This window comes from Mesorhizobium sp. LCM 4576 (genome assembly GCF_001854815.1).
Classification (GTDB): Bacteria; Pseudomonadota; Alphaproteobacteria; order Rhizobiales; family Rhizobiaceae; genus Mesorhizobium; species Mesorhizobium plurifarium.
In genome coordinates this window covers 24,356-42,845 of sequence record NZ_MDDT01000062.1, presented here as the reverse complement: position 1 = coordinate 42,845, position 18,490 = coordinate 24,356, and the positions used below count along the sequence as shown (strand labels likewise).

Sequence of the window (18,490 nt, the reverse complement as noted above, 5' to 3'; positions counted from 1 at the left end):
ACCGACGGCCATTTCCTCGATCATGAACTGGAAGTCGTAGTCGCCGGAGAGCGCGACGATATCCCGGTCCGGATCGGCGGCGCGCACGCCGAGCGCTGCCGGCAGCGTCCAGCCGAGCGGGCCGGCCTGACCGCAATTGATCCAGTTACGCGGCTTGTAGACATGCAGGAACTGCGCGCCGGCGATCTGCGACAGGCCGATCGTGGTGACATAGGTGGTGTCGCGGGCAAAGGCCTTGTTCATCTCCTCGTATACGCGCTGCGGCTTCAGCGGCACCTGCTCGAAATGCGTCTTGCGCTTCATGGTCTTCTTGCGCTGCTGGCATTCCTTGGCCCAGCCCGACCAGTCACGCAGCTTGCCGGCCGTGCGCCATTCGGTGGCGACATCGAGCAGGATCTTCAGAGCGGCGCCCGCATCCGAGACCACGCCGAGATCCGGCGCGAAGACGCGGCCTATCTGAGTGGGCTCGATGTCGACATGGATGAATTTTTTCCCCTTCGTGTACACATCGACCGAGCCGGTGTGGCGGTTGGCCCAGCGGTTGCCGATGCCGAAGACGAAGTCGGCGGCAAGCATCGTCGCATTGCCATAGCGGTGCGAGGTCTGCAGGCCGCACATGCCCGCCATCAGCCGGTGGTCGTCGGGGATCGAACCCCAGCCCATCAGCGTCGGGATGACCGGCACACCGGTGACTTCGGCGAACTCGATCAGCAAATCGGAAGCGTCTGCATTGATAATGCCCCCGCCGGCGACGATCAGCGGCCTTTCCGCCTCGTTGAGCATCGCCAGCGCCTTCTCGGCCTGGGCGCGCGTCATTGCCGGTTTGAACGGAGCCAACGGTTCATAGGCGTCGATGTCGAACTCGATCTCCGCAAGCTGGACGTCGATGGGCAGGTCGACGAGCACCGGACCCGGGCGCGAGGAGCGCATCAGGTGGAACGCCTTCTGTAGCGCCATCGGAACCAGATAGGGCTCCATGACGGTGACCGCCCATTTGGCGACGGGCGAGGCGATCGAAGCGATGTCGACGGCCTGGAAATCCTCCTTGTTGAGGCGCGCGCGCGGCGCTTGTCCGGTGATGCAGAGGATCGGGATCGAATCCGCCGAGGCCGAATAAAGGCCGGTGATCATATCGGTGCCGGCCGGGCCGGACGTGCCGATGCAGAGCCCGATATTGCCGGCCTTGGCCCGCGTGTAGCCTTCGGCCATATGCGAGGCCCCCTCGACATGGCGGGCGAGCACATGGCGGATGGTGCCGCGCGCCTTCAGCGCCGAATAGAGCGGGTTAATTGCCGCGCCCGGCACGCCGAAGGCATTGGTGATGCCTTCCTTTTCGAGAACGAGAACCGCCGCGTCGACAGCGCGCATCCTGGCCATGACAAGCCTCCATTTCGTTGGTTGGCTTGATAGTGCCAGCGCGCCTTTGATTTTTCAATTTTTTCAGAATATTTTTTCATTTCTAGAAAATGGCTTTTATCCACTGATTTCACTTCACTTTTCGTTTTCCAGAAAAACTATCGCAGCAACGACTGAAAAAGTTTTTCATTGCATCCGGCATCAGATCGGCGAGAATGACGGGCATGGAAACGACGGAAAAACGCCAACGCGGCCGGCCGCGCGCCTTCAATGGTCCGTCCGAAGCGGCGTCGGTGTAGTCGCTCGACCGGGCGCTGCGGATCCTGGCCATCGTCGCCGAGGCCAGCGGCCTGTCGCTGAGTGAAATCGCGGCGCAAAGCGGCATTGCCGCGTCCACCGCCTATCGCATGCTGACGACGCTGGAGAACCACGGCATGGTCGAGTTCGATACGACCGACCAGCTCTGGTCCGTCGGCGTCGAGACCTACCGCATGGGTGCGGCCTTCCTGCGCCGGCGCAAGCTGGTCGACCGCGCGCGCATCGTCATGCAGGAACTGATGGAGAAGACCGGCGAGACGGCCAATCTCGGCTTCGCCGAGGACGATTGCGTCGTCTTTGTCAGCCAGGTCGAGACGCACCAGGCGATCCGCGCCTTCTTCCGGCCGGGTACGCGCAGCCCCTTCCATGCATCCGGTATCGGCAAGGCCGTCCTGGCGCATCTCGAGCCGGAACGGGTCGCCGCCATCCTGCGCAAGGCGGGCCTGCAGCGCTACACCGACAAGACGCTCTCAGATATCTCTGCGCTCGCCCACGATCTGGCGACCATCAAGCATCGCGGCTGGTCGGTGGACGACGAGGAACGCCATCCCGGCATGCGCTGCGTGGCCGCCGCCATCTTCAACGAATATGGCGAGCCGATCGGCGGCGTTTCGGTGTCCGGCCCGACGGTTCGGGTCACGCCCGAGCGACTGGCCGAGATCGGTCCGCTGGTGCGCGAGGCCGCGGTCGAGGTGACGAAGATGATCGGCGGCGTGAAAGCTTATTAGGACGCGCCCGGCAACGCGCTCTTGGCCGATATGTCGAAGAAATCGAGCAGGATGGCCAGTCCGACGCCACAGGCCGCCAAGATGAGGCCGGCGATGAATATCCGACTGGCGCGGTCATGAATGCTCCGCTGCAGGGATTTGATGTCGAGCAGAATGGCAAGCGCCCGGATCTGCAGTGCAATGCCGACCAGGATCGGYAGCACGGCAATCAGATGGTAGGTCTGCCATGGGATCGGGTTGRYCGCCCAATGGGTGATGAAGCCTAGCGAAAACGCAAGCAGGATGCCGACGATGGTGATGGTGCCGTTGCGGAAAACCGGTTCGACCCGTTCTTCCCTGGGATCCTGCTCGTTCATGCCACCCTCCCCTCGTTTGGCGCGGAAGCCAGCCTAAACGCTTGCAAAATCGCTGTACATCGCTGGTTGCCTGGCGAAGGCCGACCGGGGCATAGGCAGGCCGAACGCCGGACTTGACCGTCTTGCCGGGGCGTTGGCATGCGTGCGAAAGGGCACGGGATGCGGAAAACAGTTTTCCTCCTATCCGTCGCTTCCCTTTGCGGCTGCGTGGCGGCGGCACCGGCGCCGGTCGAGYCGATCGCTGCACCCAGCGGCAACCCGCGCGTCGATCCCATTCCGATTTCACTGGCCCTGGAGGAGATCATCACCGCCGGCGTCCGCCAGCATCTGAAGAACCCCATTGCCGCAAAGTTCGGATCGATGCTTGCCGGAGAGCGCACATTGGACAGTCGCCACGAGATCGTGGTGTGCGGCTATGTGGACGACAAGGGCTCTCCCGGCGGCACCGAGCCTTTCATCGGCAAGATCTATCCCGATGCCGGAAACAACTTCGAACTCGTCGCGATAAACGACGTTTCGGTCAGCGGCGCCTGTAAGGCGGCGGGATTGGCGATGCCGGAGGCGAAGTCCGCTTCCAATTAACCCATCTGGCGAATCCGCTAACGGTCAAACGCAAGAAAAGGGGCCGCGTGCAGCCCCTCTTTCCTGTCGTTGATCTTGCTCCCTCCTAGAGCCTGCAATAGCGCGGGCCGTCGTAGCTCATATAGGTGTCGGTGCGCTCGTCGTAGCTGGCATAGCGCGCATAGCAGCGGCGGACGTGGATCGAGTCGTAGCCATCGTCCTCGACATAGACGGTTCGGGGCTGCTGGGCGAGCAGGCTGCCGAGAACGAAGCCGCCGACGCCGGCTGCGATGCCGATGCCGAGTTCGCGGTGATGATGGCCGTGGGCGGCCGAAGGTTGGACGGTGCCGGCCAGCGTGGCGGCGGCGACGGTGGTGGCGATGAGGCCGGAAACGATGGTGCGCTTGAACATGACGATCTCCTGTTTCAATGGAGAGGCGAACCATCCGCCTCTTGATCATGGGTCGCCGCCAGTCGGAAAATGGTTCGAAGTTTTTTTTGAAATTTTTCGTCGACGATTCTTCGGGCTTTTCCCCCGCCTCCGGCTGCTGGTCGCCCGGAACGAAAAAAGGGCGGCCCGAGAGCCGCCCTTCGAAGGCAAATGGTCTTCTCGTCAGAGGAAGATGATCACCTTGCCGTGGTGGTGATGCTTGTGATGATGGTTGTGCCACCACCAGAAGTTCTTGTGATGCTTGTGGTGATGATGATGGTGGTGGTTGCCGTGAGCCGAGGACGTTTCGACCGTGGCGGCCAGCGCGCCGGTGGCGACGAAGACGGCGACGAGGCCTGAGGTAAGGGTACGCTTCAACATGATGATCTCCTGGATCCTTGATCGAGGCGACCATTCGCCTCTCGGGAGATCAGTCGTGGCGAAGCGGCAAAAGGTTCGAAGGTTTGAGGGATTAGGCAGTAGGGAATAGGCAGTAGGGAGATTGAAGTTTTACCACTGCCTACTGCCTAATCCCCACTCACTCTTTTCACCCCATCCCCGTGACATGCCTCAACCAGAAGGCCAGCACGATGAAGCCGACGAAAGTGGCGACGCCGGTCCAGTCGATATTGGCCTTCTTCAGATCGCTGACGACCTTCACCAGCAGAAGCCAGGTCACGACGATGAGTGGCAGGATGATGACGAATCTGATCATGCGGCACCCCGTTCGATGCGATTGCACCTGAACAGCATGTAGGAAGCGGCGCTCCGCTTTTCAGCATGCCGGCCAAGCCACGGCGTCCATTAGCGAACCGAAACGGAGTTTTGTCTTTACTGGCGCACGAAATATGCTACCGGAGCGCCGTGCCCTTGTAGCTCAGCTGGTAGAGCAGCGGTTTTGTAAACCGAAGGTCGCGGGTTCGATCCCTGCCGGGGGCACCATCCTTCTGAATGTAAGTCCCTGTTTTACAGTCATAATCTGACATGCTCTCAATCGTGATTATCAGCCAGCGGCACGTGTACCGGGCGATTGTGTAAGGATATGTGCAAGAGAAAGACGCTCTGTTGCGGTGTTTTCGCACGAATCCGACCGTTCTTTCAGGGCACGTGGCGCACCTCACAGCGTGCCACAAGGCCAGCCACGTCGATCAGATACGCGGAAAAGGACCCCCACTGTTAAGCAAGGTTGCCAGGGCTACGATGATCTGCTGCATCACACAGGGCTTGGCGATCATGATGCTGTTGGGGACCCCCATGGATGCCCAGTCGACCGCGCCGTCACCGCTCATATAAATCACGGGAAGGTCTGGACTGACTCTTCTACGTGGCGCGCGACATCCCATTCCGTGGGCCCGTTGCCCAGCCTGATATCCGACACCAGGGCCACGATGCCTTGGGTTGTCGTCGAAGCATGCCATGGCGTCCATCCCCGCGCATACTGGAAGCCGATAGATTAGCGCTTCGCTGCGTCGCTGTCAGCTTCGGCGCGAGTAAGAAACGTCGCCGCGACCTGAGCAAGATTGTTCTTCAGCCACTCCGCCATGGCTTCCTCCTCGCGCAGGTTCTGCTCGCACACGCGTGCGATCTCGGCTTCACCCAGTTCATTGGCCGCCGCTATCAGGATCGCATACGAAGCTATCTCCATATGCTCGAAGGTGTAGCTGGCAAGAGAGCCTTTCATCACTTCGTCGCCAGCGAAGACACCACTGATCGATTGCGCCATCGCCGCCAGCTTGCCGCCAGCATCCTTGAGGGTTGAGGAACCCTCGTCCAAACCATCGAGACAGACTTGCAAGCGCCGAGCCTGTTCCTTGGTTTCGTCGAGGTGGATTCGTATACGCTCGCTAAGATCCGGGTAACTGTCGAGCCGGCTCAGTTGCCCGGAGAGCATCGTCTCGGCTTGCTCTTCCATGGCGTGAGCGTCCCTCAGCCACTGGATAAGCCATTCGCGTGACTCAGGCATTGCAGTCTCTCCTTTTTCGTCGCCGGCCCCGAACAACAGAACCTGCTGTTTGTTCCCCAAGGCCGCCCAGAACGCCGGCGGGGCGAAGACCGGCGTTAGAGGCCGGACGCGCCTTGGCCCTAAAGCGGAACGGACGGCAAAGGATGCTGTTCGGGTTCCCTAAGCTTCCGTGCTTCAATGACGAGAACCACGACATCCTCGCCGTGCAATTTGATCAGCGCGCGTACCTGGTCTTCCGTGATGCCATTCACGCCTGCAAAGTAGCCGACTTCATAGGCTTCATCCGCCGAAACACGGTTCGGATTGCGAAAAACATGCTCGGCACTGTCGTCTGCCATTGAGCTTACCGGGACTTCGCCTTCGATGTTTTCTTCCTGGCAGCCGCTTCCGCCTGCGCCGGAGCCTCGTTGATGTTGGCGGCTCCGCCCATATCCCCATTCTTGGTCCGTCCGGCCCCAGGACCGGCGCCTATGTCCGCGCCTGTAGTCGGGTCGGAAGCGGGATCCGAAAGCGTCCGCTCGCCCATCTTGGCGACCACTTTCATGTCCTTGGCCGCCAGCTTGACCGTTGCCGTCCCGTCGCCGCCATCCGCCGGCATAACTTCCTCCAGATCGTCCACGCGATCCCATTCATCTCCCGAGTTCCACGGCCCGTTGGTATCCCCTTCGCCCTGGGAGGTGTTGACGTACATGCTCGCAAATTTCTCAACGCCGGGGAGCTTGCCGGTCGGGAAGTTGTGCTCGATGGCGTACAGCGCTTTCTCGAATGATTTTTGATGCGCGATCTCGCGCGTCATCAAAAAGCCGAGCGCGTCCTTAACGCCCGGATCGTCGGTGATGTTGATCAGCCGCTCGTAGACGATCTTGGCACGCGCCTCGGCCGCAATGTTCGAGCGCAGGTCGACGGTAGGCTCGCCGCGCGAATCGACATAGGCGGCAGTCCAGGGCACGCCGGCGGAATCGCACAATGCGGGCGCGCCGCCGAACAAGATCGATTCCTTGGCTGTCGTGCCGCTGGCACCGACCATCAGATAGAGCTCGGCTTCCTTCATCTGCCCCTCGGCCAGCTGTGCCTTAAGACCTTTGTTGAGCATTGTGACGATCGAACCGACCACTTCGAGGTGGCTGAGTTCTTCGGTGGCGATATCGAGCAACATGTCTTTGCGGCCCATATCGTCCTCGCCCAGGCCTTGCGTGAAATAGCGCATCGCGGCGGCGAGCTCGCCATCGGCGCCGCCAAATTGCTCCATGATCATGCACGCTAAACGCGGGTTCGGCTCGGAAACGCGGACGGTGTACTGCAGTCGCTTGTTGTGCATGAACATTGCAAATTCTCCAGGGTTGGGGCGCCCCCCAAACACCTCCCTAGGAGGAATGTTCCATCACGGCACGTGACTGCTTCGGTGCCTCCCGCGCGGGGCTGCCAAGGAACATTGAAGAACCCGGCGATGTTTTTGTCAATGGCGCTCGCCGATGACATCAGGATGGCGGAACGGCACGTCCGCCATGGCGAGTTGCACATAGCCCGCCAGCATTCACTCATTGCCGGGTTAGAAGCCGCGGGCAAGCCTGCCGATGGAGCGAAGGCGTTCCTGGCATTGCTCGAAGATTTGCAGATGTTGCACCGGGCGCATCTCTCAAGGCTGCTGCGCAGGGCGTCCGGAGGGTGACCGGATTCGCCGCTTTCTAGGCGACGGCGGAAAGACGTGGCTCTTCCGACGCGAGCAGCGTAGGCAAATGCGCACTAGCGGCGAAAGCCGCTCTGGAGTCGAGGTGATGACGTGCTGAATGACCTGTTTGAGAAAAACCGGGCCTGGTCGGAGGAACGCCGCCGCGAAGACCCCCACTATTTCGAACGGCTCTCCAACCTTCAGCGACCGCAATACCTCTGGATCGGCTGTTCGGACAGCAGGGTGCCGGCCAACACGATCACGGGTCTGGAACCGGGAGAGGTCTTCGTCCACCGCAATGTGGCGAACCTTGTTCATCCAAGCGACCTGAACCTGCTGTCGGTGCTCGAGTACGCGATCGACGTGCTGGAGGTGTCACACGTCATCGTCTGCGGCCATTATGGTTGCGGCGGCATCCGGGCCGCGCTGGACGGAGAACGGCACGGCATCATCGACCATTGGCTGCAGCCCATTCGCGATGTTGCCGAGCAGAACAAGGACGAACTCGACCGCGTCCCCGACCTGACGTCACGCCTGAAGGTCGTTTGCGAGATGAGCACGCGCAACCAGGTTGCGCGGCTTGAGCGCACGCCCATCGTGCAGTGGGCTTGGAAGCGCGGCAAGCGCGTGCGGATTCACGGCTGGGTCTACGGATTGACCGATGGATTGATCTCGGACCTTAAATGCAGCGTGCCTCCGCTGAATCCTAAAGGCTGAACCGCAAGTTTCTTGGCCGATCCCGGCGCGATTGGCCTGCACGGATAGTCGTCGGGACGCTGCTAGCCATGCGCGACCTCGAGGTCTCGGTCGTGCATGGCGGCCACTTTCCAAGCTTCGGCGAGGTGCGCTACCGGCAACTCATCGACGAATATGTCGCGGGCAGGCACAAGCCGGGCTGTCACCTGCAAGGTGGTTGAGCGAGCGGAAAAGTTAGGCCTACAGCGCCCTTTGCGGGCAAGGTGTTCCCGTGGCGTCCCCGCAACGGGAAGCCGTCGGCTGCGGCCGCTGGCTCATCTCTTCCGAATGACGCACGAGTTCGGCGAACATCAGCGCGAAACTTCCCATCATCAGGAAGACTATGATCAGACGCGTTACCGGCAATAGACAGGTCTCTCGACTGGCCAGCCCCCGCTAACCCATCCACTGTCGGCTAACATGATCGATCCGGCTTTACGAGTGTTTAAGCCTCGTCTTAACCATTGCGGCCATCACATTCATGTCGCGCCTGTCACGAAGCGCGATTGTCGGGTGGACCGCCGGCCGCCCAGCACCCTTCACAGATACGGGCGGCGCATGCTACGCCGTCCCCGGCGCGGCCCTGCRGACGGTCGCCCTCCGGGAGCCATGAGCAAAGCCGCCAGTCGTTTCGCCTTCGTCTCTTCCGACACTGATGACGCCCGCGCCGCGCGGGAAAGCCTGTCGGCGCGCTATGGGCAGGTGCCCGTCGCGGAGGCCGAGATCATCATTGCGCTCGGCGGCGACGGTTTTCTTTTGCAGACGCTGCGCGAGACGATGAGCACGGGCAAGAAGGTCTACGGCATGAACCGTGGCACCATTGGCTTCCTGATGAACGAATATCGCGCCGGCGGGCTCGAGGAGYGCATCGCCAACGCGGCCTCCGAGACGATCAGGCCGCTGGAAATGGTCGCCGTGACGCATGACGGCGAATCCGTTTCGGCGCCGGCCATCAACGAGGTGGCGCTGTGGCGCCAGTCCTACCAGACCGCGAAGATCCGCATCACTGTCGACGGCCAGGTGCGGCTGGAGGAGCTGAACTGCGACGGCGTGATGATCGCGACGCCCGCCGGCTCAACCGCCTACAATCTGTCGGCGCACGGGCCGATCCTGCCGCTCGACGCGCCGCTGCTGGCGCTGACGCCGGTCAGCCCATTCCGGCCGCGCCGCTGGCGGGGCGCGCTGCTCTCCAACAAGGCGACGGTGCGCTTCGACATCCTGGAAGCCGAAAAGCGCCCGGTGAACGCCGCCGCCGACCATACCGAGGTCAAGGCGGTGGCCTCCGTCACCGTGCGGGAATCGCCGACAGCGACTGCAACTTTACTGTTCGATCCGAACCATTCCTGGAACGAACGTATCCTTGCAGAGCAGTTCCGCTACTGAGCCGGCGAAACGAGATTGTTTCGATTAAGCATCGCGATTAAGGTTACGTCTTCACAATCACCGCGATTCCCGGCTGTTTCTGTTGACAAATCGCGGACTTGCGCCTAACTGCAACCGCAATCTTGCAGGTGCGCGGCGCCTGCCGCAGCGCGCGTTGCGATTTCCCGAACCAGCCAAAGACATCAAACACTTGTCCTCAGACACCACGACCGCTCAAGAAGCGTTGACCTTTTCGGACCTCGGCCTGTCGCCGAAAGTCCTCTCCGCAGTCTCAGATGCCGGCTACACCAAGCCGACTCCGATCCAGGCCGGCGCCATCCCGCATGCGTTGCTCGGCAAGGACGTGCTGGGCATCGCCCAGACCGGAACCGGCAAGACCGCTTCCTTCGTGCTGCCGATGCTGACGCGGCTGGAAAAGGGCCGGGCGCGAGCCCGCATGCCCCGCACGCTGATCCTCGAGCCGACGCGCGAGCTGGCGGCTCAGGTTGAGGAAAACTTCATCAAATACGGCAAGAACCACAAGCTCAACATCGCGCTTCTGATCGGCGGCGTCTCGTTCGACGAACAGGACAAGAAGCTCGAGCGCGGCGCCGACGTGCTGATCGCGACGCCCGGCCGCCTGCTCGACCATCGCGAGCGCGGCAAGCTTCTGCTCAACGGCGTGGAGATCCTCGTCATCGACGAGGCCGACCGCATGCTCGACATGGGTTTCATTCCCGACATCGAGCGCATTTGCGAGATGATCCCGTTCACGCGCCAGACGCTGTTCTTCTCGGCGACGATGCCCCCGGAGATCACCAAGCTCACCGAGAAATTCCWGCATGCGCCGGTGCGCGTCGAGGTCTCGAAGGCTGCGTCCACCGCGACCAGCATCACGCAGCGCCTGGTGAAGTCCGGCACGAAGCCATGGGAAAAGCGCGAGACGCTGCGCAATCTGATCAAGGCCGAAGACGCCGACCTGAAGAACGCCATCATCTTCTGCAACCGCAAGGTCGAGGTGTCGGAACTGTTCCGCTCGCTGCTGAAGCATGATTTCGATGCCGGCGCCCTGCATGGCGACATGGACCAGCGCGCGCGCATGCAGATGCTCAACAATTTCCGCGACGGCAAGCTGCGCTATCTCGTCGCCTCCGACGTCGCCGCGCGTGGCCTCGACATCCCCGATGTCAGCCACGTCTTCAACTACGACGTGCCGATTCATGCCGAGGACTATGTCCACCGCATCGGCCGCACCGGCCGCGCCGGACGCGCGGGCAAGTCCTTCACCATCGCCACGCGCGCCGACACCAAATATGTCGACGCCATCGAGAGGCTGATCGGCACCAAGATCGAATGGCATGACGGCGACCTGTCGACCGTGACCGAAAGCGAGGGCGAGGATGCGCCGCGCCGTGGCCGCGGCGCGCCGCGCCGGGCCGGCCGCAAGGACGAGGACCGCAAGGACGATCGCAAAGAACGCGGCGAGCGCAAGAAGGACCGTCACGCCAAGCGCGACGAGACACCCGAGGCCGCGCGCGACGAGCAGCCTGTCGCCGAAGTGGCCGATATTGCCGAACGCCGCGCCCGCAAAGATGCGATCCGTTCCGAGAACGAGCGCAAGGGCTCCGGCAATCGTCACGAGCAGCGCGGCGATGCCCGGCCGCAGCGCGACCGCCCCGGCCGCCACCGTCAGGAGGAAGACGACGCGACCGTCGGCTTTGGCGACGACGTGCCGGCCTTCATGCGGATCGTCGCGAAGGTCTGAAGCTTCCGCCAGTCCAGGCAGAAATGAAAACGGCCCCGTCCGGGGCCGTTTCCTTTTAAGCTGTCTTGCCCGCCCTGCCCTACATCGGTCCCGGCATCATCTTGGTAGGCTTCTCCAGCATCGGGAAATCGGCCTTGTTGCACGTCACCTTCGGGTTGGTCGGGGTGAACATGCCGTTCGGATTGTCCMTGAACAGCCAGGCATGCAGGTCGTAGTGGACGAATTCCCTTGGAATGAGCGGATAATGCCCCTCCATCGGCCCCATGAATTTCTGGCCGAACAGCGTCGGAACCTCCTTCACGTCCGGGGTCAGCGGCACCAGCCATTCCACGCCGACCAGCTTCAAACCCTTCTTCGTCGGCTCGTAGATCAGGACGTTAGGCTTCATCGGGTCGAGCGGCTTGCCGATACTCGGCACGTTGACGAAATGGATGCCCATGGCACCCTTCGGATAGTACATCGCGCCGGCTATCTTCTCGCCAGCGTAGTGGACGCAGCCGACGGTCGACAAATAGAGATCGCGGACGGCGGCGGTGTAATCCTCATATTTGGCCAGGGATTTCTTCAGGGCTTCGATATCGGCCTTGTTGGCGTCCTCGGCCCGAGCCGTGGTGGCTCCGAGCCATGCGCCTAAAAGRCCAGTCAAAACGAGGACGCCGCAGCGCCCGAGGCGAGCTGTTCTTGTCATGCATTCCTCCCAGATTCCCTTGATCTGGCCGTGCAAGACCGGGGCGGCAGATGTTGATTGCGCGGCCGATTGACCACCCCATCCCCTCTGGAACAGTGGAATGGTAATCTTTTTCCAGGGTCTGGAAAAGTATCATTTAGCAGAAGCTAATGTCCTAAGCCCTTCGACCTATCTTCAGACCGCCCCAATAAAAAACGGCCCACGTGGGGCCGTTCTGGTTTGGTGGCGCTTCGCTGCTTTGCGCGGTGTGCTCAGGTGAGCGGCGACAGCTGGATCTCGACGCGCCGGTTCTGCTCGCGGCCCTKGGCCGTCGCGTTGGATGCGATCGGCCGCGTCTTGCCGAATCCGGTGACGGCGAAGCGGCGCTGATCGACACCCTGGCCGGCAAGATAATTGGCGACGGCAAGCGCGCGCCGCTGCGACAGATCGAAATTGTGCTGGTCGCCGCCGGTCGAATCGGTGTGGCCGAACACGTCCACCGTGGTCTGGCGGAACTTCTTGAGCACCAGCGCGACCGAATTCAGCACCGGATAGAAGCCCGGCTTCACCGCGTCCTGGTCGACATTGAAGGTGATATCGGACGGCATGTTGAGGATGATCTGGTCGCCGCTGCGGGTGACGCTGACGCCGGTGCCCTGCAGTTGGCGTCGAAGCTCGGCCTCGTTCTGGTCCATGGTCGCGCCGATCGCGCCGCCGGCGAGAGCGCCGATGCCGGCGCCGATCAAGGCGTTGCGGCGGTCATTGCCGCCGGCGAGCAGGCCAAGGCTGGCGCCTGCCAGCGCGCCAAGGCCGGCACCGGCCGCCGTGTTGGAAATCTTCTGGTCGCCGGTGTACGGATCGGTGGTGGTGCAGGCACTCACCAGCACAGCCGTCGCCACGACGACGAGCACGGTCTTTTTCATAAGATTGGTCCCTCTCCAATTCGCGGCCCTTGCGGCCACGCCAAATCAGCCCTTCCGCAGCCTTGTAGCATGAAATGCGGCGAAAAACGGAACGGGAATGCGGCCGCAAAGCCCGGTGGCCGTTCCCATTTCGCCTCTACCACAAATTCTTGCCGTCGATCACCACCACCTCGACCTTGTCCAGGTCGAAATCGTCGAACAGGCGCGAATTGACGCTGATTTTCGGATTGTCGAAATCCGGCTTCCCGGTCGACCAGTCAGGCGTTTCGGTGAAGGTGCCGCAACCGCAAATGGCGCAGAAACCGTGCTTCACGGTCTTGGAGCCCCAGCGATAGAAGGAGACGTTCTCCGGCGGGCTTGTGAGCTTGAATTGCGACGGCACATAATAGGCCCATAGCGACCCGCGCTTCGAGCAGAACGAGCATGTGCATTGCGTCACCGTCTGCGGCGCCTCGGCGACCTCGAAGGTCGTCGCCTTGCAGTGGCAGCTTCCCTTGATCGTCATGAACTCACCTCTCCGTTGTCCACCGCCACGCCGGATTCCCCTGGCGGAAGGGCAACATAAAGAAGCGGTCCTGACAACTGCCTGTCAGCAGCTTCGGCAAATATGCCGGCGCGATCGAGACTCTCCTGCGCCTCGCGTTTGGCTCGCGAAGTTCAGTAGGAGGGCGGCGGCACGAACAGGCAGATGGTCTTGCCGGCGTCGAGCCCGGCCTGATGCGCGCACCAGTGGTATTCGCCGTCGGGCGAATTCTTGATCCGCTTGTCGCTATAGGCCACCACCTCACCCGTGCCCTTTATGACATAGCCTTCGGGCCGCTCGCTGATGGACGACTGCGGCACCTCCTTGCAATCGAAGTTGGCACAGCAGGCAAAGGGGTATTTCCAGCCTTGTGGCATGGCGGCCGTGGGTTGGGCGTCGTGCGCGATGGCCGGCGGCGCCAGCACTGCGATGGCTCCAACAGCGAACAGGGAGAACAAAAGTCGGCCGGCCGGTCGAACGGCTTGGGCCGATCTTGATATGGCAGCAGACATCGAAACGTTCCTTTCGAGCATCAAGCGTTTTCGCTTGCCCGTTCTTGGAACGTGTCTTCCCAGCGGCCGGATCGTCAGTCGCAGTTATGCCGCGCCCGGCCATAAATGCTTCTATCCCCCAGCCCGAATGCTGAGCTGATTCCATAGCCAGCGCAAGAAGTGGGGCGCGCCATCGCGGCGCGCTGGGCTTCAAGCCTCGGCGACGGAAAGATGCGCAGACTTGGCTGGCAGAACCAAACGACAGGCCTGCGCCCAGGGTGCCTAAGAACGAAGTTCGGCTGACGGAAGTTCCGGCGTTCAGCCGTCGACATGTTCACGATATTGCGGCAGATCGTCTGTAATCGTGAACCACGGCGCCTTTGAACCGACGAAGATATGTGCGCTCGGGCGAATGCCTGGATCGTCCGTCAATGTCCCCATGGCGACATGGACATAGGCGCCATCACGCACCAATGAATAGACGAGCGAGCCGCAGYGGCCGCAATGCGCGTCATGACCRCTCTCGTCGCCGAAGATCAGCAGCCTGTCGTCGCCGGCGGTGAGACGGAACTTGCCGCGCTCGATGCCGGCGAAGGGTTTGAACGCCGATCCGGTCGTGCGCCGGCAGTTGGAGCAGTGGCAGTTGGCGGCGTAAACGAATTCGTCCGCCACCTCGTAGTGGACGGCGCCRCAGAAGCACTTCCCGGCAAGTTTGCGCGTCACCGGCTCCTCCGTCATGCAGCGCTGGGGRATCCTAATCCAAGTCCGCCACCGCTTCGCCTGCGCCGCCCTCGATGCGATGCGAAAGCGAGGCTTCCATGAACTCGTCGAGGTCGCCATCGAGCACGCTCGACGGCGATGTGCTTTCGACGCCCGTGCGCAGATCCTTCACGAGCTGGTACGGCTGCAGCACGTAGGAGCGGATCTGGTGGCCCCAACCGATGTCGCTCTTCGACGCCTCCGTGGCATTGGCGACCGCCTCGCGCTTCTTCAGCTCTTCCTCGTAGAGGCGCGAGCGCAGCATTTCCCAGGCCTTGGCGCGGTTCTTGTGCTGCGAGCGCTCAGCCTGGCAGGCGACCGCGATGCCGGTCGCCAGATGGGTGATGCGCACCGCCGAGTCGGTGGTGTTGACGTGCTGGCCGCCCGAACCCGAGGAACGATAGGTGTCGATGCGCACGTCGGCTTCGGAAACATTGATCTCTATCGAGTCGTCGATGACCGGATAGACCCAGACGCTGGCGAAGGACGTGTGGCGCCGCGCGTTGCTGTCGTACGGCGAGATGCGCACCAGGCGGTGGACGCCGGACTCGGTCTTCAGCCAGCCATAGGCGTTGTGGCCCTTGATCAGCACGGTCGCGGACTTGATGCCCGCCTCTTCGCYATCGTGGACTTCGAGCACCTCGACCTTGAAGCGGCGGCGCTCGGCCCAGCGCGTGTACATGCGCAGAAGCATGGAGGCCCAGTCCTGGCTTTCGGTGCCGCCGGCRCCGGCATGGATTTCCAGATAGGTGTCGTTGGCGTCGGCTTCACCGGAGAGCAGCGTCTCGACCTGGCGGGCCTTCGCCTCGCCCTGCATCGAACGCAGCGCCGCCTCCGCTTCCRCGATAATGCCCTCGTCGCCCTCTTCCTCGCCGAGCTCGATCAGCCCGATATTGTCTTCCAGCGCCTGGGTCAGTCCCTTGACGGCGGCGATGCCGTCCTCGAGCTCCTGGCGCTCCCGCATCAGCTTCTGCGCTTCGATCGGATCATTCCAGAGGCTGGAATCCTCGGCGCGCGAATTCAGGTACTCAAGCCGCTTTACAGCCTGATCCCAGTCAAAGATGCCTCCTCAGCAGGGTTATCGCCTGCCTGATCTCGTCGACAATGTTGAGCGTTTCCGCGCGCATGGCTTTTCGTTCGGTCCTGTTCTTTTCGGTCTTTTCGGAATAGGCGCGATACATAGGCACGCCGTCGCGGCCTGTAAAGCGAAATGGGCCGGCGGTTTCTCGCCGGCCCGCTATAGAATGCAGGAGGTCAGTAGAGGCCGCCGCCGCCGTCCTGGATGGCCTGGTTGGCCTGGGGCGACAACGCCCCGCCCGAGCCGTTCGAGCCATCGGCGCCCATGCCGATCACCCAATAGCTGTCGGCGGGGCCGGTGCCGGGCTTGAACGCCTCGACGATGGTGTTGGGATCGCCTTCGGCGGCGCGCATGCCGGTCTTGCGGTTGATGGCGATCAGCTTCATGCCGTCGGGGACCTGGAAGTCGGTGTTCGGCTTGCCGTCGAGCGCCACGCGCATGAAGTCCTTGAAGATCGGCGCCGCGAGACCGCCGCCCGTGGCGCCATGGCCGAGGCCGCGCGGCGTGTCGTAGCCCATATAGAGGCCGACGACGAGGTTGGGCGTATAGCCGATGAACCAGGCGTCCTTCTCGTCATTGGTCGTGCCGGTCTTGCCGGCGATGTGCCGGCCGAGCTCGCCGATGGTGGCGCCAGTGCCGCGCTGCACCACGCCTTCCATCATCGAGGTGATCTGGTAGGCGGTCATCGGGTCGAGCACCTGCTCGGAATTGTCGACCAGTTCCGGCTCGGACTGGTTCTTCCATTCGGTGGCGTTGCAGCCTTCGCACCCGCGCTCATCCTGCTTGAACACCGTCTTGCCGTAGCGGTCCTGGATGCGGTCGATAAGCGAGGGCTTGATCGATTTGCCGCCGTTGGCCATGATCGAATAGGCCGAAACCATGCGCATGACGGTCGTCTCGCCAGAGCCCAGCGCCATCGGCAGGTAGGGCGCCAGATGATCGTAGACGCCAAAGCGCTCGGCATATTCCACGACCAGTTTCATGCCCATGTCGTTGGCAAGCCGCACCGTCATTAGGTTGCGCGACTTCTCGATGCCGGAGCGCAAGGTGGCCGGGCCAGCGACCGTGCCGTCATAGTTCTTCGGCGTCCAGGTGGTGTTGCCGCTCTGGATGGTGATCGGACCGTCCATGATGACGGATGCCGGCGTGTAGCCATTGTCGAGCGCCGCCGAATAGACGATCGGCTTGAACGAGGAGCCGGGCTGGCGCATCGCCTGGGTCGCGCGGTTGAACTCGGATTGCGCATAGGAGAAGCCGCCGACCATTGCGAGCACGCGGCCGGTATGCGGATCCATGGCGACGAGGCCGCCCTCGACCTCCGGCACCTGGCGCAGCATGTAGGTGTTGTCGGAGCCTTCGTTCTTCTGCACGAAGATCACGTCGCCGGGCTCCAGCACCTCCGCCGGGGACTTCGCCCTGACGGACTTGCCGTTGACGAAGTGGCGCATGGCGAAGCCCATGTCTTCCTTGCTGACGGTCCCCTGGACACGTTCCTTGACGAGGTCGCCGGAAACCTGTCGCGCCGGCTGAAGGCCGATGGTGAGACCACTCGCCGAACTGTCGAGCACCACGGCAAGCGTCCATTCCGGCACGTCTTCGAGGCCCTTGACATTGCCGAGCGGGACGCCCCAGTCGCCGGAGATATCGATGTGCTTCACCGGTCCGCGATAACCGCGCAGCATGTCGTATTTGAGCAGGCCGTTCTGCATCGCCTTGCGCGCAATGAGCTGGATCTTCGGGTCGAGCGTGGTGCGCACCGACAGGCCGCCCTCGTAAAGCGCGTTCTCGCCATAGCGCGCGATGATCTGGCGGCGGACTTCCTCGGTGAAGTACTCGCCGGCAAACAGATAGGAGCCGTTGCGGCGCGGCGTCACGCCGAGCGGTTCGGYCTTCGCCTTTTCGCCTTCGTCATGGGTGACGTAACCATTCGCGACCATCTGGTCGATGACCCAGTTGCGGCGCTCCAGCGCGCGGTCGRCATGCTTGAAGGGATGGTAGTTGTTCGGGCCTTTCGGCAGCGAGGCCAGATAGGCGGCCTCGGCAACGGTGAGCTCGTTGACCGACTTGTCGAAATAGGTCAGCGCGGCGCCTGCAACGCCGTAGGCGCCAAAGCCGAAAAAGATTTCATTCAGATAGAGCTCGAGGATGCGGTCCTTCGAATAAGCCTGCTCGATGCGGAAGGCCAGGATCATTTCCTTGATCTTGCGCTCATAGGTCTGGTCGGAGGTCAGCAGGAAGTTCTTCGCCACCTGCTGGGTGATCGTCGAGGCGCCGACCTGGCGCCGGCCCGAGCCGAAGTTCTGCAAGTTGACGACAATCGCGCGGCCGAGGCCGGTGATGTCGATGCCGGGATGGTTGTAGAAATTCTTGTCCTCGGCCGACATGAAGGCGGCCTTGACGCGGTCCGGGATGGCCTGGATCGGCAGATAGAGACGTCGTTCGCGCGCATACTCGGCCATCAGCGAACCGTCGGAGGCGTGAATGCGCGTCGTCACTGGCGGTTCGTATTTGGCCAAAACCTCGTAGTCGGGCAGGTCCTTCGTCAGATGGCTGATATAGATGGCAAGGCCGCCCGCCACCAGCAGCGCCAGCGTCGTGCCGATGCCAAAGAAATAGCCGATGAGACGAATCATGCCCGCTCCAGTCCGAGGTTCGGGAATTTCCTAAACGAAGCCGACAGTCGCGCAAGCTTCCCGGGGCGGTCCCAATCCGCAATCAAAAACCCATGTCGCGACCATGTGGACAAAATACGGCAGCGCGAAATTTGAGGACTCGGTTCCCGAATAATAACGCCGGGTGTTGTCCT

At 62.2% G+C, this 18,490-nt stretch carries 20 protein-coding genes, 1 tRNA gene and 2 pseudogenes; 8 read left to right on the top strand and 15 right to left on the bottom strand.

Annotation, left to right across the window (positions count from 1 at the left end):
• Positions 1–1,377: glyoxylate carboligase (gene gcl, locus LCM4576_RS30140; RefSeq protein WP_071036041.1), on the bottom strand; the 1,377-nt coding region annotated here is incomplete at its 3' end.
• Positions 1,378–1,580: 203 nt separating this feature from the next.
• On the opposite strand from gcl, the pseudogene bhcR reads away from it, so the two are divergent.
• Positions 1,581–2,402: pseudogene (gene bhcR, locus LCM4576_RS30135) on the top strand (HTH-type transcriptional regulator BhcR).
• Here bhcR and LCM4576_RS30130 read toward each other — a convergent pair.
• Positions 2,399–2,758 (bottom strand): hypothetical protein, encoded by a 360-nt coding sequence (locus LCM4576_RS30130; protein ID WP_071030183.1) that lies wholly within the window; start codon positions 2,756–2,758, stop codon positions 2,399–2,401. The pseudogene bhcR and the gene LCM4576_RS30130 sit on opposite strands and share 4 nt — an antisense overlap.
• Positions 2,759–2,965: 207 nt before the next feature.
• On the opposite strand from LCM4576_RS30130, the gene LCM4576_RS30125 reads away from it, so the two are divergent.
• Positions 2,966–3,340 carry a hypothetical protein gene (locus LCM4576_RS30125; protein ID WP_244510956.1) on the top strand — a complete coding sequence of 125 codons (375 nt, stop codon included), beginning with the start codon at positions 2,966–2,968 and terminating at the stop codon, positions 3,338–3,340.
• An 85-nt stretch (positions 3,341–3,425) separates the two neighbouring features.
• Here the strand turns inward: LCM4576_RS30125 and LCM4576_RS30120 are convergent, their stop codons facing one another.
• From LCM4576_RS30120 to LCM4576_RS36130, 3 genes are all read right to left on the bottom strand, one after another.
• Positions 3,426–3,731 carry a BA14K family protein gene (locus LCM4576_RS30120; protein ID WP_041010643.1) on the bottom strand — a complete coding sequence of 102 codons (306 nt, stop codon included), beginning with the start codon at positions 3,729–3,731 and terminating at the stop codon, positions 3,426–3,428.
• Between the two features lie 201 nt (positions 3,732–3,932).
• The gene (locus LCM4576_RS30115) at positions 3,933–4,130 is read right to left on the bottom strand and encodes a hypothetical protein (protein WP_041010644.1); all 198 of its coding nucleotides are present in this window, start codon (positions 4,128–4,130) and stop codon (positions 3,933–3,935) included.
• A 166-nt stretch (positions 4,131–4,296) separates the two neighbouring features.
• Entirely contained in the window at positions 4,297–4,464 is a 168-nt protein-coding gene (locus LCM4576_RS36130) for a hypothetical protein (RefSeq protein ID WP_095767587.1), read from the bottom strand.
• A 151-nt stretch (positions 4,465–4,615) separates the two neighbouring features.
• Between LCM4576_RS36130 and LCM4576_RS30110 the strand changes: the two genes are divergently transcribed.
• Positions 4,616–4,691: transfer RNA gene (locus LCM4576_RS30110), tRNA-Thr, on the top strand.
• Between the two features lie 511 nt (positions 4,692–5,202).
• Here LCM4576_RS30110 and LCM4576_RS30105 read toward each other — a convergent pair.
• The 3 genes from LCM4576_RS30105 to LCM4576_RS30095 form a co-directional block, all read right to left on the bottom strand.
• Positions 5,203–5,712 carry a ferritin-like domain-containing protein gene (locus LCM4576_RS30105; protein ID WP_071030202.1) on the bottom strand — a complete coding sequence of 170 codons (510 nt, stop codon included), beginning with the start codon at positions 5,710–5,712 and terminating at the stop codon, positions 5,203–5,205.
• A gap of 119 nt (positions 5,713–5,831) precedes the next feature.
• Positions 5,832–6,050: a DUF3606 domain-containing protein gene (locus tag LCM4576_RS35405; protein WP_052457751.1), complete on the bottom strand. Its 219-nt coding sequence runs from the start codon at positions 6,048–6,050 to the stop codon at positions 5,832–5,834.
• A 5-nt stretch (positions 6,051–6,055) separates the two neighbouring features.
• Positions 6,056–7,036, bottom strand: coding sequence for a manganese catalase family protein (locus LCM4576_RS30095; protein WP_041006287.1), 981 nt, complete (start codon positions 7,034–7,036; stop codon positions 6,056–6,058).
• A 108-nt stretch (positions 7,037–7,144) separates the two neighbouring features.
• Here LCM4576_RS30095 and LCM4576_RS30090 point away from each other — a divergent pair, with 108 nt between their 5' ends.
• From LCM4576_RS30090 to LCM4576_RS30075, 5 genes and pseudogenes are all read left to right on the top strand, one after another.
• Positions 7,145–7,381 (top strand): hypothetical protein, encoded by a 237-nt coding sequence (locus LCM4576_RS30090; protein ID WP_131803323.1) that lies wholly within the window; start codon positions 7,145–7,147, stop codon positions 7,379–7,381.
• Between the two features lie 111 nt (positions 7,382–7,492).
• Positions 7,493–8,098, top strand: coding sequence for a carbonic anhydrase (locus LCM4576_RS30085; protein ID WP_071030189.1), 606 nt, complete (start codon positions 7,493–7,495; stop codon positions 8,096–8,098).
• Between the two features lie 50 nt (positions 8,099–8,148).
• A pseudogene (locus LCM4576_RS35400) lies at positions 8,149–8,298 on the top strand (MBL fold metallo-hydrolase); the annotation flags it as partial.
• Between the two features lie 427 nt (positions 8,299–8,725).
• On the top strand, positions 8,726–9,499 hold the full coding sequence (locus LCM4576_RS30080; protein WP_071036037.1) for an NAD kinase: 774 nt from the start codon (positions 8,726–8,728) through the stop codon (positions 9,497–9,499).
• A gap of 190 nt (positions 9,500–9,689) precedes the next feature.
• On the top strand, positions 9,690–11,243 hold the full coding sequence (locus LCM4576_RS30075) for a DEAD/DEAH box helicase (protein WP_071036036.1): 1,554 nt from the start codon (positions 9,690–9,692) through the stop codon (positions 11,241–11,243).
• Positions 11,244–11,322: 79 nt separating this feature from the next.
• Here the strand turns inward: LCM4576_RS30075 and LCM4576_RS30070 are convergent, their stop codons facing one another.
• From LCM4576_RS30070 to LCM4576_RS30040, 7 genes are all read right to left on the bottom strand, one after another.
• The gene (locus LCM4576_RS30070; protein ID WP_071036045.1) at positions 11,323–11,931 is read right to left on the bottom strand and encodes a hypothetical protein; all 609 of its coding nucleotides are present in this window, start codon (positions 11,929–11,931) and stop codon (positions 11,323–11,325) included.
• A gap of 251 nt (positions 11,932–12,182) precedes the next feature.
• Positions 12,183–12,833: an OmpA family protein gene (locus LCM4576_RS30065; RefSeq protein ID WP_071036035.1), complete on the bottom strand. Its 651-nt coding sequence runs from the start codon at positions 12,831–12,833 to the stop codon at positions 12,183–12,185.
• Between the two features lie 136 nt (positions 12,834–12,969).
• The gene (locus LCM4576_RS30060) at positions 12,970–13,338 is read right to left on the bottom strand and encodes a GFA family protein (protein WP_071036034.1); all 369 of its coding nucleotides are present in this window, start codon (positions 13,336–13,338) and stop codon (positions 12,970–12,972) included.
• Positions 13,339–13,490: 152 nt separating this feature from the next.
• Positions 13,491–13,868, bottom strand: coding sequence for a hypothetical protein (locus LCM4576_RS30055; RefSeq protein ID WP_040983454.1), 378 nt, complete (start codon positions 13,866–13,868; stop codon positions 13,491–13,493).
• 297 nt (positions 13,869–14,165) lie between these two features.
• Positions 14,166–14,585 carry a GFA family protein gene (locus LCM4576_RS30050; protein WP_071036033.1) on the bottom strand — a complete coding sequence of 140 codons (420 nt, stop codon included), beginning with the start codon at positions 14,583–14,585 and terminating at the stop codon, positions 14,166–14,168.
• Between the two features lie 16 nt (positions 14,586–14,601).
• Positions 14,602–15,733, bottom strand: a protein-coding gene (prfB, locus tag LCM4576_RS30045; protein WP_116398047.1) for a peptide chain release factor 2 whose coding sequence is annotated in 2 segments (ribosomal slippage) — positions 14,602–15,666 and positions 15,668–15,733 — 1,131 coding nt in all. Because the reading frame shifts where the segments join, the coding sequence is not laid out codon by codon here.
• Positions 15,734–15,860: 127 nt separating this feature from the next.
• Complete coding sequence (locus LCM4576_RS30040) at positions 15,861–18,317, bottom strand: penicillin-binding protein 1A (protein ID WP_071036031.1); 2,457 nt, start codon at positions 18,315–18,317, stop codon at positions 15,861–15,863.
• Positions 18,318–18,490 lie beyond the last annotated feature (173 nt).